Source organism: Streptomyces sp. NPDC002788, assembly GCF_053592115.1.
Genome location: NZ_JBSFVB010000014.1, coordinates 16,536 through 32,369, shown reverse-complemented (window position 1 = coordinate 32,369; position 15,834 = coordinate 16,536). Strand labels below are relative to the sequence as shown.

At 70.5% G+C, this 15,834-nt stretch carries 8 protein-coding genes and 2 pseudogenes; 7 read left to right on the top strand and 3 right to left on the bottom strand.

The features are described 5' to 3' along the window. Positions 1 to 68 precede the first annotated feature (68 nt). Entirely contained in the window at positions 69 to 2,090 is a 2,022-nt protein-coding gene (locus ACWD1U_RS25015; protein ID WP_451110676.1) for a non-reducing end alpha-L-arabinofuranosidase family hydrolase, read from the bottom strand. Between the two features lie 559 nt (positions 2,091 to 2,649). On the opposite strand from ACWD1U_RS25015, the gene ACWD1U_RS25010 reads away from it, so the two are divergent. The 3 genes and pseudogenes from ACWD1U_RS25010 to ACWD1U_RS25000 form a co-directional block, all read left to right on the top strand. Beyond that, the gene (locus ACWD1U_RS25010) at positions 2,650 to 3,171 is read left to right on the top strand and encodes an RICIN domain-containing protein (protein WP_451110675.1); all 522 of its coding nucleotides are present in this window, start codon (positions 2,650 to 2,652) and stop codon (positions 3,169 to 3,171) included. Positions 3,172 to 3,223: 52 nt separating this feature from the next. Beyond that, positions 3,224 to 4,530: pseudogene (locus ACWD1U_RS25005) on the top strand (cellulose binding domain-containing protein). Between the two features lie 56 nt (positions 4,531 to 4,586). Further along, positions 4,587 to 4,843 (top strand): annotated as a pseudogene (locus ACWD1U_RS25000) (GH12 family glycosyl hydrolase domain-containing protein); the annotation flags it as partial. Between the two features lie 519 nt (positions 4,844 to 5,362). On the opposite strand, the gene ACWD1U_RS24995 reads toward ACWD1U_RS25000, so the two are convergent. Continuing rightward, positions 5,363 to 6,877, bottom strand: coding sequence for a glycoside hydrolase family 43 protein (locus ACWD1U_RS24995; protein WP_451110674.1), 1,515 nt, complete (start codon positions 6,875 to 6,877; stop codon positions 5,363 to 5,365). Positions 6,878 to 7,794: 917 nt separating this feature from the next. On the opposite strand from ACWD1U_RS24995, the gene ACWD1U_RS24990 reads away from it, so the two are divergent. After that, positions 7,795 to 8,517, top strand: coding sequence for a FadR/GntR family transcriptional regulator (locus ACWD1U_RS24990; protein WP_451110672.1), 723 nt, complete (start codon positions 7,795 to 7,797; stop codon positions 8,515 to 8,517). A 256-nt stretch (positions 8,518 to 8,773) separates the two neighbouring features. Here the strand turns inward: ACWD1U_RS24990 and ACWD1U_RS24985 are convergent, their stop codons facing one another. Next, complete coding sequence (locus tag ACWD1U_RS24985) at positions 8,774 to 9,814, bottom strand: NAD(P)/FAD-dependent oxidoreductase (protein ID WP_451110670.1); 1,041 nt, start codon at positions 9,812 to 9,814, stop codon at positions 8,774 to 8,776. Positions 9,815 to 10,212: 398 nt separating this feature from the next. Between ACWD1U_RS24985 and ACWD1U_RS24980 the strand changes: the two genes are divergently transcribed. The 3 genes from ACWD1U_RS24980 to ACWD1U_RS24970 are packed head-to-tail and all read left to right on the top strand — an operon-like array spanning position 10,213 to position 15,790. After that, entirely contained in the window at positions 10,213 to 11,481 is a 1,269-nt protein-coding gene (locus ACWD1U_RS24980; RefSeq protein WP_451110669.1) for an aspartate aminotransferase family protein, read from the top strand. After that, complete coding sequence (locus tag ACWD1U_RS24975; RefSeq protein WP_451110668.1) at positions 11,478 to 14,354, top strand: FAD-binding and (Fe-S)-binding domain-containing protein; 2,877 nt, start codon at positions 11,478 to 11,480, stop codon at positions 14,352 to 14,354. Before ACWD1U_RS24980 ends, ACWD1U_RS24975 begins: the two co-directional genes overlap by 4 nt. Beyond that, on the top strand, positions 14,351 to 15,790 hold the full coding sequence (locus ACWD1U_RS24970) for an NAD-dependent succinate-semialdehyde dehydrogenase (RefSeq protein WP_451110666.1): 1,440 nt from the start codon (positions 14,351 to 14,353) through the stop codon (positions 15,788 to 15,790). Before ACWD1U_RS24975 ends, ACWD1U_RS24970 begins: the two co-directional genes overlap by 4 nt. Positions 15,791 to 15,834 lie beyond the last annotated feature (44 nt).

The window sequence follows — 15,834 nt, the reverse complement described above, 5'->3', positions numbered from 1 at the left end:
GTTCACGCCCCTCTGACCGGCAGGGGCATGTGGGCGTGGGCCCCGAACGAGCGGCGGGGCCCACGCTGTCAGCAGGTGGAGTTGGTCTGGGTGAGCAGGCCCAGCCGCCAGGGGAGGAGGTTGTAGTCGCCGCCCGAGCTGGGGTTCATGCCTTGGTAGAGGTACTGGAGCCGGCAGGCCGGGATGGTCAGAGTCTGGTCGTAACCGGCACGGATCATCTCACCGTGGCTGATGTCCCTGGTCCAGGCTCCCGAGGGGAAGGTGACGTTGTTCGACCTGGCGAAGGGATTGCTCTCGGATGCGGCCAGTTGCGTCCAGGAGCCGGCGAGGTTGCTCGTCGTCCAGGAGCGGAAGTAGCGCCGGCCGTCCGATCCGATGGCCTCGACCAGGAGCAGGTACTGGTTGGAGCCCTGCACCTTGTACACGTTGCTCGCCTCGAACAGGGCGTACTTGGAGTCCTGGGCCGCGATGACGGTGTTGGTGAAGCCGTTCGGGAACTGGCCAACAGTCGTCCGGGAGCGGTACAGGTGCCCGTTGTCGTCGGAGGAGAACAGATAGCAGTTGGCACTGTCGCAGATCACCCACATGTCGACCCAGTGGCCGTTGCCGATGTTCTGCCTGATGATGTCCGGCATCGACGAGTAGAAGTTGCGCGGTGCGCTCCACCCGTTCGGATTGCTGATGTCGGGATTGGTGGAGTAGGACGCGTTGCCCGTCTGGTACACGAGGTACCACAGGCGTTGCGGCGCGTAGTAGAAGACCTGCGGCGCGGCCCGGTACCCCTTCCCGATGGCGCTGCGGTCCAGATAGTGGTGTGTGGCCGAGCCGGCCTGCGACCAGTCACTGAAGTTCAGGTACACCAGGTTGTATCCGGAGGAGCTCGCGGTACTGGCGAACACGTGGTACTTGCCGTTGTACCGGACGACCGTCGGATCCTTGATCCCGGCGATGTTGTGGGTGGCGTCCGACTTCGGTGAGATCAGCGGGCCGCTGGAGTTCCAGGAGAACCGGGACGGCAGCGCGGCGGCGGACCGGGCCGAACGCGTGTCGGCCTTCCGCGCTGCGGGGGTACCGCCCATTGCGGTGAGCGCTGACGCGTAGGCCGGCTTCTTGTTGCCGTTGCGGTCGAACAGCAGGGGGTTCTCCCCACTGCGCCAGGAGTCGCTGTCGCGAATGCCCCACACGGTGATGCCGGTGCAGCGCGCCACGTTCATACAGGCCCGCACCGTGTTGGCGTACGCAGACGGCGGCGCCTGCGCGATGTCGAGTTCGGTGATCTGGACGTCCACACCGAGGGCGGCGAAGCTCGACAGCGTCGTCTGGAAGCTGGCGGGCGGGCCGCCGGCGCCGAAGTGGGCCTGGAGGCCGACGCAGTCGATGGGCACGCCGCGCGCCTTGAAGTCGCGCACCATGCGGTAGACACCCTGGGTCTTCGCGGCGTTCCAGTCCTCGATGTTGTAGTCGTTGTAGCAGAGCTTGGCCGCCGGGTCGGCCGACCGCGCCGTGCGGAACGCCTGCTCGATGAAGCCGTTGCCCAGCACGTCCCGGAAGACCGAGCTGCGCAGCTGGCCGCTGCCGCCGTCGGCGAAGGCCTCGTTGACCACGTCCCAGGAGTGGATCCGGCCCTTGTAGCGGTTCGCCACGGTGGTGATGTGGTTGTTCATCACGCTGCGCAGCGTGTTCGCGTCCCTGATGGAGCTGACCCAGCCGGGGAGTTGGGAGTGCCACACCAGCGTGTGGCCCCGCACACGCTGCCCTCGGGCCGCCGCGCGGTTGACGATCTGGTCGGCGGCGCCGAAGGTGAACTGTCCGCGGGACCGCTCGGTCGCGTCCCACTTCATCTCGTTCTCGGCTGTGACCGAGTTGAACTCGCGGTCCAAGATGCGTGTGTAAGTCCCGTCGCCGAGCCGTCCGGCGGCCACGGCGGTTCCGAAGTACCGTCCGGACTGGGCCGCTTGGGCGCCCAGCGTGCTGGCCTGGACGCCGTCGGGTGCGCCGGTCGCGGTCGTCCCGGGCATCACCAGAGCGGCCGTGGCCAGCAGGCCTAAGACGGAGGCTCGGCGACGGCCGAGCCGTTTCAGCGGGTTCATGGTTCTCCTCGGGTTGGGGGGTTGGGTGGTGCGATCCATGCCGTCGTTCAGGGCGTGGGCAGTTCGAACGGCGTGACGCGGACCGGGCCGCCGAGCGCCTGTGTGGCGTGGTTGAGCGGTGACCAGGCCGGTGCCGGCGGCCAGCGCCCGGCGGCGGCTCACGGATTGACGCGCGCATGACATATACATGTGTCGTTCCCTCTGTGGGTGGTGCACTCCGGAGGGGGGATCCCACAGGTGTTCGAGATTGCGAACCGTAATCGACTGGTGAGCATTCTGGATGGTAGGTGGTTGAGAGCTCCCGTCAATACGTCTCGCATGATTCGTGAGGAGCACCGAAATGTTTCGCTCTCTTGTGTGCCCGCACGGGCGGTGTGATGGAAATTTTGAACGGCTGGCGGAGTTGACAGGTGTGGGAGGCTCCCTAATGTCCGAGAGGTCGGCGATCCGAAAGTAGATCGAAATTTCCAACGAGACATGCCCGGCATGTCCATGGCATGACTGCCCGGTGGTGCATCAGTCATCCGCTGTCTTGTCGGCCTGCCGAGAGGAGCCCACGGTGCCCAGGCGATCAGGCAGACGACTGCTCCACCTCCTCGCGGCCGCCGCGCTGACGGTCACCGCGGCCGTGACGGCCTCCGCTCACTCCGCCGCCTCGGCCGCGCCCGGCAGCCCGGCGCTCACCCCGCCGTCGGGGTGGAACAGCTGGAACAGCTTCGGATGCGGGATCACCGAGGCCCAGGTACGCCAGGCCGCCGACGCGATGGTGTCCTCGGGCATGCGGGACGCCGGCTACCGGTACGTGGTGGTCGACGACTGCTGGTTCGACCCGCAGCGCGACGCGGCAGGCAACCTGCGGGCCGATCCGGCCAAGTTCCCGAGCGGGACGAAGGCGCTCGGGGACTACATCCACAGCAAGGGCCTGAACAACCAGAAGTGGACCGTCGGCTCCGACGGATCGATCCGCAACGCCCACGCCGGGCTGTGCCTCGACGTCGACCGGGCCGGCACCGCCAACGGAACGCCGCTGGTCCTGTGGACCTGTAACGGCCAGGCCAACCAGAGGTGGACCCGCGCGTGACACCCCGCTCCGGTCGGCCAAGGCGACGCTCCAACAGAAGAAGGGGAGTTGCATGACGAAGAGCTCGAAATTCCACTTATGGCCCTCCGTGTTCGCGGTGCTGCTCGTCCTGACCCTGAGCGGCACGGCGCTGGGCGGTGACCACCGCGCGAACACGCCGCTCAGGGCCTCCGCCACGGCTGCCGCAACCTTCGGCACCGCTGCCGTGACCCCTGGATGCGGCAAGGCCCCCGCTCTGACGAGCGGTACGCACACGATCCAAAGCGGCGGAAAGAACCGGAGCTTCATCCTGCGCATCCCGGACGGCTACGACCGCAACCGTGGCCACCGGCTGGTCTTCGGGTTCCACTGGCTGGGCGGCACCTCCATCGATGTCGCCACGGGCCGCACCGTGGAAACGGGAACCTGGTCCTACTACGGGCTCCAGCGACTGGCCGGCAACAGCGCCGTCTTCGTCGCACCCCAGGGCCTCAACAACGGTTGGGCCAACGCCGGCGGGGAGGACATCACCTTCGTCGACGACATGATCAGGCGGATCGAGGCGGACCTGTGCGTCGACACGGCACAGCGCTTCGCCCTGGGATTCAGCTACGGCGGCGCCATGTCCTACTCGCTCGCGTGCTCCCGGGCGACGGTCTTCCGCGCCGTCGCGGTCCTGGGCGGCGGACAGCTCAGCGGATGCAGCGGCGGCACCCAGCCCATCGCCTACCTGGGGGTGCACGGCCTCAGGGACAGCGTGCTCGGCATCTCCGCCGGACGGGCGATGCGGGACCGGTTCGTCAGGAACAACGGCTGCACCCCGCAGAACCCGCCCGAGCCGGCGCCGGGCAGCCTGACGCACCGCGTCACCACCTACTCGGGGTGCTCGGCCGGGTATCCGGTCGCCTGGGCCGCGTTCGACGAAGGACACATCCCCGCTCCGCAGGACGGGGCCGCAGGTGACAGCGGCTCCCGCACCTGGGTGCCGGGAGAGGTGTGGAAGTTCTTCACGCAGTTCCAGACCTCCAACCCGCCGCCGGGGACCGCCGGCTGCCGGGTCACCCCCACACCGTCAGCGCCTGGAACAGCGGCCTGACCTCGAACATCTCCCTCACCAACACCGGCACCACCGCGATCGACGGCTGGTCCTTGGCGTTCACCCTGCCCGGCGGGCAGACCATCACCTCCCACTGGAACGCGGAGTACTCGCCCGCCTCCGGCCGGGTGACGGCAAGGAACGTCTCCCACAACGCCACCATCGCACCCGGCGCGTCCGTGGACATCGGCTTCCAGGCCGGCCACACGGGCAACACCGCCCCGCCCAGCTCCTACACCCTCAACGGCACCCACTGTGCCGTCACGGGTAGTGCACCGAAGTGACAGGTGGGCCTGCCGAGCGTGAGCGATGCCCGTGGCCGATCGGCACCTGACGGGACAACGTCACGCTCGGCGGCCACAACTGGAACGTCTACGAGGGGCACCGATGGGTCGAACCAGGTGTTCTCTTTCCTTCGGACGTCCGCCTCCAACTCCGGCACCTTGGACGTCAAGCCGATCCTCAACCGGATCGCGTAACCAAGGGCTGGATGCCCGGCAACGAGACCATCGGCGACGTCCGGTTCGGCTCTGAGATCACCTCGTCGTCCGGCGGCTCGACTTCAACACCAACGACCTGGCCCTCGGCGGCGGCTGACTCGACGACGGGGCCGAGGCCGGTCCCCGCCCTTCCTCAGGCGCGGTCGACCTCGCCCTCAGTGCGTGGTGGTCAGCGAGGCGACCTCGACGTCGGGGGCGGCTCAGATCCCGTGTCATGGCGCGGCTCAGCAGTCGAGCCGGCCGGTGTGCCGGCCAGGTCTCCAGGTGGCTTGACCACTGTTCATCGGCCGCTGGCCTAAATCGCACAGCCACCACCGAGCCGGCCCTGGCGGAGGCGCCGCGCAGAGACGCCCACGCCCTGGTTGCCGGGGAGGCGGGCAACCAGGGCGCGGGCCGGTCGGTCAGGATTCCTTCACAGCGGTACCGGTGACTGAGTCACCGGACTTCGTGACCTTGTACTTCAGTTCGGCGCCGCTGTGGACAGGGGAGGGTGAGCGTCGCCGGTTCGCCGTCACGCAGTGCCTTCAGGAACGCGGTGGTGAGGATGATCGTGCCTTTCCCGCGTCGCCACACGGCGGAGCGTCCTGTGTCCCTGTCAGCGGAGGGAGGGCCTGGTTCAGCCGTCGAGGGGCTCGTAGTCGAACCAGTCGAAGTGGACGGTGCCTGCCGCGGCGTACATGCCGATGACCCGGCCCGTGAAGCCGCCGGCGACCTCGGTCGACAGGTAGCGGCCGTCGAGGGTCGCGAGCTCGGTGAACATGCCGTCGGGCTGCTCGAAGCCGAGGGAGACGACGTCGGGTCCGGTGCACGGTCCGTGCGGAGACGGCGGTTCCGTGATCGTGACGGCGAGGACCACCGGCCCGGCGGGCACGGGCTGTTCGGCCACGACCGTGCGCAGGGAGCCGACGCGCGCGACCACCCGCACCCGCGTGCCGGACACCTCGATCGCGTAGTGGTGCCGCTCGTCGAGCCGCACGGCGAGGCCGCCGCTTCCCTCCGCGGCATCGACCAGAGTGCGCGCCCGGCACGACAGATGCTGTTGGCGCCGGCCGGTGAACACCACGTCGGGCTCGTCCAGGGAGCCGCCCCGCGCGCGGAGCGTCAGCCATCCGGGGCGCTCCTTGGTGGTGCAGTGTTCGGCGGGCCGGTCGCGCAGGGAGATCCAGGACGGTCGCAGTTCGGCGTCCTCGAAGTCGTCCCGGAGCTCCTCGACGGGGCTGGGGAAGAGCGGCCACGGGAGCTCGGGCAGGTCCAGGGCGACCTCGCCGACGACCGGCCAGTCGTCCACCCAGGTCACGGGTGCCAGGAACGTCTCGCGGCCGAGCACGTGCCAGCCCGGCGTGCCGCCGCCCGGACGGACGCCGAGCAGCACCATCCACCAGGAGCCGTCCGGGCCTTGGACCAGGTCGGCGTGCCCGGTGTTCTGGACGGGGTGGTCGGTGCCGCGATGGGTGAGGATCGGGTTGGCCGGGCACGGTTGGAACGGGCCGGCGGGCGTACGGCCGCGGGCGATCGAGACGCCGTGGCCGCGCTCGGTGCCGCCCTCGGCGATGAGCAGGTACCAGTAGTCGCCGATCCGGTACAGGTGCGGCGCCTCCGGGGCCTTGGCGCCGGGCCCGCCGGACCAGAGCCTGTGCGGTGTCCCAGACGTCTGCCCGGTGGACGGGTCGAGACGGACTTGCGAGACCCCGGCGACCGTGCACCAGCAGGTGCCGTCCTCGTCCCAGACCAGGTCGGGATCGATGCCGGGGACACCCGGCGCCCAGATGGGGTCCGACCACGGTCCGGCGGGATCGGTGGCCGTGACGATCAGGTTGCCGCCGCCCTCGCTGCAGTTGGTGACGATCAGCCAGAAGCGGCCGTCGTGGTGGCGCAGGGTGGGGGCGTAGATCCCGCCGGAGGACGGCATGGAGGCGGGCAGACGCAGTTGCTCAGGCCGGTCCAGGACGTTGCCGATCTGCGTCCAGTGCACCAGGTCACGGCTGTGGAAGAGGGGAACCCCGGGGAAGTACTCGAAGCTGGAGCAGGCCAGGTAGTAGTCGCCGCCGACGCGGCAGACGCTGGGGTCGGGGTGGAAGCCGGAGAGCACGGGGTTGGTGAAGCGTCCGTCCGGCTGGCGCAGAGGGGGCACCCGATAGGTCCTCTCGTCGATGCGTGATGCGGGCGTGGGGTGGTTCAGGGAGCGCCGGGGGTCGTGGGGGTGACGCGGAGCAGGACGACGGACGAGGTGAACGGTCAGTGGTTCGTGCGCAGAGCCCATGAGTCATGGTGGCGGCCTTCCTGCTGGGAATGTCGAAGCGCTTCACTCCCAGGCCCAAAGCTAACTGACCATTTTTGTGCTGAACAAGGGCCTCTACAACGACAGACTTAGATTCTGACTGGGCTATATCGGTCCGTCGAAACGGATAGCTGTGTCGAAGCGCTTCGATCCTTGCGCCCCGGGGGCGAGCACGGCAAGAGTCCAGGTCGACGCGGCCAGCTTTCAGCGCCCACGCCTCGCCGGAGCCGGTCGCAGAGGGGCCGGCTCCGGAGTAACACATTTGGGTGCCTGCCGATGGGCCCCCGGCGTCCTGCTGGCCACGGGCTCGGAACGCGCCAGGCGACGCGGCGTCCGCCGTACGACCACACGCCGATTTCACATCTCCGGCAACGGCCGCCGCGGCCACGCCGGTCGTGGAGGCCACGAACCGGCGGCTGTTGATCGAGCTCGACATGGACACATCCCTGACGCGGAAGGGGGCCATCGTGTTGCGTGACCGGGTGCGATCGGCGTCGAAATGAACCAGTCGGCGATGCTCGCCCGCGCTCGGTCGATCGCCGAGGTCCGGGCGAGGCACGGGACCGCTGTGCCCGCCGCCGCGATCGCCTTTCCGCGCACGCATCCCAGTATCATCGACGTCACCCGCGGCATGCGGACCCCGGAACGGGTCGGACGAAACGTGGAACTCCATGATCGGCAGGTCCCGGACGGCCTCTGGGACGATCTCCGCACACAGGGGCTGATCAGGTCGGACGTACTCACGGGGCAGGGTGGGGGAGGGACGAGCGGTGTCTCTGACGGACAAGGCCATCGAGCGGATTCGTGAGCTGATCCGGACCGGTGCCCTGCCGCCGGGCTCGAAGCTCCCACCGGAGCCGGACCTGGCCGCTGAGCTGGGCCTGTCCCGCAACCTCGCCCGCGAAGCGGTCAAGGCGCTGGCCGTCGCACGGGTCCTGGAGGTCCGGCGGGGCGACGGTACGTATGTGACCAGCCTCCAGCCGAGCCTGCTGCTGGAGGGGCTCGGCGGCGCGGTGGAACTGCTGCAGGGCGACTCGGTCGCCCTGCGGGACCTCATGGAGGTACGGCGGCTCCTCGAACCGATCGCCACGGCCCTTGCCGCGACCCGGATCTCCGATGCCCAACTGGCCGAAGTGAAGCGGCACCTGGACGCCATGCGCGAGGCCCACGACGACGTCGAACAGCTCAACGCCCACGACGCCGCCTTCCACCGCGCCGTCGTCTCGGCCACGGGCAACGAGACTCTCCTCACCCTCTTGGAAGGGATCTCCGGCCGGACCCTGCGCGCCCGCATCTGGCGCGGTCTGGTAGACGACAAGGCCGCGGGCCGCACCCTCGCCGAGCACGAGGCGATCTTCAACGCGCTGTCCACCCGTGACGCCGCCCTCAGTCAGGCCGCCGCGCTGCTCCACGTGAGCAACACCGAGCAGTGGCTGAGGGAACACCTTCGCTCCGGCGAACACCTCCATTTCGGAACGGCAGCGCGGAACTGACTGGCGGAGGCGGACCGCCACGGTGCCCTGCAACGCCTTCCACCCGGCGGCGGGCTCGGGGCCTCCGCCGCCGCCCACACCGTGCGCTCGCGCGCTCAAGATGACGGCGGTCACGTCATCGCACCAGGCGTACTTCGCGCAGCCGGATGGTCGTTGCAGAGCCAACCGCTTCGAACCGGATCCCGGCGGTCCCGGCACGACGGTCTGCGTCCAGCGGGTCTGGGAGATTTCCGTGACCTCGGGATGCGACAAGGCCCTAGGCTAGGGTCTGTGTGACGTCGTGATCATAGAAGGGGACCGGGACCTTGGGGAAGCCCAGGCCGCGTAGGGGGTTGGCCTCCGGCTTGCCGTCCGTCGTCTCGGCGACCGCCCGGCCCGTGTAGGTGGCCATCTGGACACCGTGGCCGCAGTAACCCATGGAGCAGTACAGGCCGTTGGCCTCGCCCGCGTGCGGGAGGCGGTCCCAGCAGAAGCCGAACCGGCCGCCCCACAGGTAGTCGATCCGCACCCCCGCCAGCTGCGGGAAGCTCGCGGTCATGTCCCGTTTCAGGATCTCTCCGCTCTTGACGTCGGAGGCCGGGTTGGAGGGGGTGAATGCTGCCCGGCCGCCGAAGGCGAGACGGTGGTCGGGGGTGAGGCGGATGTAGTGGCCGATGTTCTTGGAGTCGACCACCAGGCGGGCGTTCGGGATCAGCGCCTTGGCGCGCGCCTCGCCGAGCGGTTCGGTGACGATGATGAAGCTGCCGACGTTGTTCAGCCGCTTGCGGAACCAGGGCAACGACTTGTCGGTGTAGGCGTCGGTGGCCGCCATGACCTGCTCGGCACGGATGGTGCCGTTGAGGGTCTCGACCACGAAGCCGCCGCCCGGCAGGCGGGTGAGGCTGGTCGCCGCGTTGCGCTCGTGGATCTCGGCGCCGGCGCGCTCGGCGGCTTCTGCCAGACCGCCGATGAACTTGCCGACGTGGAGGGCGGCGCTGTCCGGGCCGAGCAGGGCGCCGTGGTAGAAGTCCGAGCCGAGCTCCGACTTCAGCTCGCCGCGGGTGAGGAGCTGTGTCTCGTGCCCGAAGTTCTCGGCCAGGTCGCGCTGTTTGGCCCGCATCGCCTCGAAGCGCCGCGGCTTGGCGGCGACGGCGAGGCGTCCGGCGCGGTGGAAATCGCAGTCGATCTTCTCTGTCCGCGTGATCTCCTCGACGACGTCGACCGCCTCGCGGAAGGTGTCGTACAGCTCGCGGGCGCGCTCCTGACCGTAGCGCCTGCGGGCTTCGGCGGGGCTGATGGTGATGCCCTGGGTGCACATGCTGCCGTTGCGCCCGGAGGCGCCCGAGCCGACCTTCTGACCGGCCGGTCCAGGTGGGGCACGCCGGTCACGACCTGGGTTTTCCCGCGGCCAGGACCGGAAGGGCCAGGACATCGGCCACGGTGAGCGCACGGGTAGGCCCACGGCCGGCGGAGTGGTTGTCGCTCACAGTGTTTCCATGGGGTCCCTGCCGAGCACGGGCCCAGCCCGGGAGTGCCAAGCGGCGCTGACCAGCGTAAGAGGGGTCCGTGAGCGAGGGGCCGGCATGTCCCGAGAGGGCTGACACATCGTCCGGATGTCGTGTCCCGGCCGGACAGATCGCACATTGGCGCACCCCTGGTCCGCGGACATGCTCGGGAGGCCGCAGCAGAGACGAACACCGAGGCCGGGAGACGAACATGACCGCACTGTCGCCGCACCTTCGCCAGGCCACGCCCGTGGTCGCGGCCCGGGGCGAGGGCGTCCACCTCTACGGTGTGGACGGCCGCCGCTACCTCGACTTCACCGCCGGTATCGGCGTCACCAGCACCGGGCACTGCCACCCCAAGGTCGTGGCGGCGGCGCAGGAGCAGGTGGGCTCGCTGATCCACGGCCAGTACACGACCGTCATGCACCAGCCGCTGCGCCGGCTCGTCGAGAAGCTGGGCGAGATGCTGCCGGCCGGCCTGGACAGCCTGTTCTTCACCAACTCCGGCAGCGAGGCCGTCGAGGCGGCACTGCGCCTGGCCCGTCAGGCCACCGGCCGTCCCAACGTGATCGTCTGCCACGGTGGTTTCCACGGCCGCACGGTCGCCGCCGCCTCCATGACGACCTCCGGCGTCCGCTTCCGGTCTGGTTTCTCCCCGCTGATGAGCGGCGTGGTCGTCACCCCGTTCCCGACGGCCTTCCGCTACGGATGGGACGAGGAGACCGCCACCCGCTTCGCCCTGCGGGAGCTCGACTACACCCTCCAGACGATCTCGTCGCCCGCCGACACGGCCGCGGTCATCGTCGAGCCCGTGCTCGGCGAGGGCGGCTACGTCCCCGCGAACAGCGCCTTCATGGAAGGACTGCGCGAGCGGGCGGACCGGCACGGCATCCTGCTGATCTTCGACGAGGTGCAGACCGGCGTGGGCCGCACCGGACGCTTCTGGGGACACGACCACTTTGGCGTCACGCCCGACATTCTCATCACCGCCAAGGGCCTCGCCAGCGGCTTCCCGATCTCCGGCATCGCCGCCTCCGAGGAGCTGATGGCCAAGGCATGGCCCGGATCGCAGGGCGGCACGTACGGTGCCAACGCCGTCGCCTGCGCCGCGGCCTGCGCGACCCTCGACGTCGTACGCGACGAGAAGCTCGTCGAGAACGCCGAGGCGATGGGCAAGCGGCTGCGCCAGGGACTGGAGGCGGTGGCCGACCGGACCCCGGGCATCGGCGATGTCCGCGGCCTCGGCCTCATGCTCGCCACCGAGTTCGTCACCGAGGACGGCAGCCCCGACCCCGAGACCGCCGCCCGCGTACAGAAGGCCGCCGTCGACGAGGGCCTGCTCCTGCTGCTGTGCGGCGCCTGGAACCAGGTCGTCCGCATGATCCCGGCGCTCGTCATCGACGAGGCGGGCGTGGACGAGGGCCTCCAGGCCTGGGCGAACGCCGTCGAGGCCGGCACCTCGGGAGCGTCGCAACGATGACCACCGCCACCCGCGACCTGGCGGGTCTGACGGCCCGCATCGCCGAGCTCGCGCCCGGCCTGCGAGTGGAGACCGGCCCTGGGGCCACGGGGCCCTACGCCTACGACGCCTCCAACTACCGCCTGCTGCCCCGGGCGGTGGCTTTCCCTCGCACCGCCGACGACGTGGTCGCGGTGCTGCGGGCCTGCCAGGAGGCGGGCGTGCCGGTCACGGCCCGGGGCGGGGGCACGAGCATGGCCGGGAACGCGGTCGGGCCGGGGGTGGTCCTGGACTTCTCCCGGCACATGAACCGGATCCTGGACATCGACCCGGAGGCACGGACCGCGCGCGTCGAGGCCGGTGTCGTTCTCGACGCGCTGCGCGGCGCGACCGCCCTGCACGGGCTCGACTTCGGCCCCGACCCGTCCTCGCACAGCCGCTGCACCCTCGGCGGCATGATCGGCAACGACGCGTGCGGCAACCGGTCGGTGCGGGACGGGCGGACCAGCGGCCACGTCGAGGCCCTGGAGATCGTGACGGCCGACGGCGTGCGGGCCGTCGCCGACCACTCCGGGCTGCGTGCCGCCGAGCCGGGCGACGCGGAGGCCGTGCGGCGCGTCGCCCGGCTCGAATCCGGCCTCAGGCGGTTGGTCGGGGACAATCTGGCGCTGATCCGCACCGAGCTGGGCCGGATCCCGCGTCAGGTCTCCGGCTTCCAGCTGCATCACCTGCTGCCGGAGAACGGGTTCGATCTGGTTCGTGCCCTGGTGGGCACCGAGGGCACCTGTGCGGTCGTCACCGCCGCGACGGTCCGCCTGGTGGCGACCGCACAGGCATCCACGCTGCTGACGCTCGGCTACGAGGATGTGGTCGAGGCGGCCGAGGACGTGCCGGAGATCCTGCGCTGGTCGCCCAGCGCCGTGGAGGGCATGGACGAGGCGATCGTCGCCACCATGCGCGCCCGCCGTGGTGCGGATTCGGTGACTGGGCTGCCCGAGGGGAGGGCCTGGCTGTACGTCGAGCTGGAAGGCGCCGACCAGGCTGCGGTGAACGCCAGGGCCGCTGAGCTGCTCGAGGCTCTCAAGGCCCGGGGGCGGATGACCGGCGGCCGGGTCGTGAAGAGCCCGGCCGAGCGGCGTTCGCTGTGGCGGGTGCGAGAGGACGGGGCCGGGCTGGCCGCCCGGCTCGTGGACGGCGGGGAATCCTGGCCCGGCTGGGAGGACGCGGCCGTCGCGCCCGAGAACCTGGCCGCCTACCTGCGCGACTTCCGCAAACTGCTGACCACCCACGGCCTGACCGGCGTGCTCTACGGGCACTTCGGCGCGGGATGTGTGCATGTGCGGATCGACTTCGACCTGGCCACCGAGGCCGGCCGGGCGGTCATGCGCCGGTTCCTGACCGAGGCGGCCGCGCTGGTGGTCGAGCACGGCGGCACGCTGTCGGGTGAGCACGGCGACGGGCGGGCGCGCAGCGAGCTGCTCCAGGTCATGTACAGCCACCGCATGATCGCCGCGTTCGCTGCGTTCAAGAAGACCTTCGACCCCGACGGGCTGCTCAACCCCGGCGTGATCGTCGATCCGGCCCCGCTGGACGCCGACCTCGCGCTGCGTGAACTCCCGCTGCTGGACACGACGTTCGGCTTCCCCCACGACGAGGACGGTTTCGCCGGCGCCGTGCGCCGCTGCGTCGGTGTCGGCCGTTGCCGCAGTGACGCGGGCGGGGTGATGTGCCCGAGCTACCGGGCCACGGGCGAGGAGAACGACTCCACCCGCGGGCGGGCCCGGATGCTGCAGGAGATGGTGCGCGGCGAGGCCGTCCGGGACGGCTGGCGTTCGACCGAGGTCAAGGACGCCCTCGATCTGTGTCTGTCGTGCAAGGCCTGTTCCAGTGACTGCCCGGTCGGCGTCGACATGGCCACCTACAAGGCGGAGTTCCTCCACCAGCACTACAAGGGCCGCCCGCGCCCCCGTTCCCACTACTCACTCGGCTGGCTGCCCAAGACCTCAGCCCTCGCCGGATACGCCGCCCGGCCGATCAACGCGCTGCTGCGCGGGCCGGTGGGGCGGCTGCTCGCCCGACTCGGCGGCGTCACGACGAAGCGCAAAATCCCTGCCTTCGCCTCCCGCCGCACCCTGCGCAGGACCCTGCGCGCGCCCGGCACCGCAGAGCCGGCGAAGGCCGTGCTGTTCGTGGACAGCTTCACCCGCGCCTTCCGCCCCGAGGTCGCCGGAGCCGCCGGCCGCGTCCTGTCCGATGCCGGCGTCCCCTGCACGCCCCAGGACGGCCTGTGCTGCGGGCTGACCTGGGTCAGCACCGGCCAGCTGAACGTCGCCCGCAGGATCATGGCCCGCACGGTCGCCACCCTCGACAACGGCGACGACCGGCCGATCATCGTGGCCGAGCCCAGCTGTGCCGCCGCCCTCAAACGCGACGTCCCCGAACTCCTCGGCACCGAGGCCGCCCGGCGCGTCGCCGACCGGGTCCACACCTTCACCGGGGCCCTCACCGACCTCGCCGACCAGGACTGGAACCCGCGGCCGCTGCCGGAGAACGTGGTGCTCCAGACCCACTGCCACGAGTACGCCACCTTCAAGGGCCGCCGCCCCGCCGACCTGCTGCGCCGGCTCGGCGTGCGCGGCGTCGACGAGGCCGAGGGCTGCTGCGGCCTCGCCGGCAACTTCGGCTTCGAGGCAGAGCACTACGACACCTCCATGGCCGTCGCCGGTCTCGCCCTCAAACCGCGGATCGACAACCTCGACGGACGCACCGTCGTGGCAGACGGCTTCAGCTGCGCCACCCAGATCGACCACCTCGCCGGTGACCGGGACATCCGCGCCCTGCACCTCGCGGAACTCCTCGACCCCGCCGCCGATCCCACAGGAGAGACATCATGACCGAGGTACTGACCCAGTTGTTCATCGGCGGTGCCTGGGTGGACGCCGCGGACGGCGCCACCATGCCCGTCGACGACCCCGCGACCGGCGAGATCCTCTGCCACGTCGCCGACGCGGGCCCCAAGGACGCCCGGATCGCCGAGGAAGCCGCCGTCCAGGCCCAGGCCGAATGGGCGCGCACCGCACCCCGGGCCCGCAGCGAGATCCTGCGCCGCGCCTACGAGCTCATCCTCGAGCGCACCGACGAGCTCGCCCACCTGATGACGTCCGAGATGGGCAAGCCGCTCGCCGAGGCCAGGGGAGAGGTGGCGTACGCCGCCGAGTTCTTCCGCTGGTTCTCCGAGGAAGCCGTCCGCATCGACGGCGGCTGTGGCACGCTGCCCGACGGCCGCAACCGCATGCTGCTCTCCCGCCGCCCGGTCGGCCCCTGCCTGCTGATCACCCCGTGGAACTTCCCGCTGGCCATGGGCACCCGCAAGATCGGCCCGGCCATCGCGGCGGGCTGCACGATGATCCTCAAGCCCGCCCCGCAGACCCCGCTGTCCAGCCTCGCCCTGGCCGGAATCCTCAGGGAGGCCGGTCTGCCGGACGGCGTGCTGAACGTCGTCACCACCTCCCGCGCAGGAGAGGTCTGCGAACCGCTCCTGCGCGGCGGCCGGATCCGCAAGCTGTCCTTCACCGGCTCCACGGGCGTCGGCCGGCTGCTGCTCGCCCAGTGCGCCGACACCGTCGTACGCACCTCGATGGAGCTGGGCGGCAACGCGCCGTTCATCGTCTTCGACGACGCCGACCTGGACGTCGCCGTGGACGGCGCGATGGTCGCCAAGATGCGCAACATGGGCGAGGCCTGCACCGCCGCCAACCGCTTCTTCGTGCACCGGTCGGTGGCCGACGAGTTCGGCCGGCGGCTCGCCGAGCGGATGGGCGCGCTCGTCGTGGGCCCCGGCACCCGGGACGGTGTCGACGTCGGCCCGCTGATCGACGCCGCCGGACGTGCCAAGGTCTCGGAGCTCGTCGCCGACGCCGTCGAGCGCGGCGCCCGGGTGCTCGTCGGCGGCCGTACGCCGGAAGGCCCCGGCTGCTTCTACCCGCCGACCGTGCTCGCCGACGTCGACCCCGACAGTCGCCTGATGGACACGGAGATCTTCGGCCCGGTCGCCGCGATCCTCACCTTCGACGACGAGGACGAGGTCCTGCGCCGGGCCAACGACACGCCGTGGGGTCTGGTCGGTTACGTCTTCACCCAGGGTCTGGACCGTGGGCTGCGGGTCAGCGAGGGACTGGAGGTGGGCATGGTGGGCCTGAACACCGGCCTCGTCTCCAACCCGGCCGCGCCGTTCGGCGGGGTCAAGCAGTCCGGCCTGGGCCGCGAGGGCGGCCGGGTCGGGATCGACGAGTTCCTGGAGTACCAGTACCTCGCGGTGCCCGTGCGCTGACGGCCTCCCAGCCCGACGCGCGGCCCGGTCGGCAACGCGCCCGA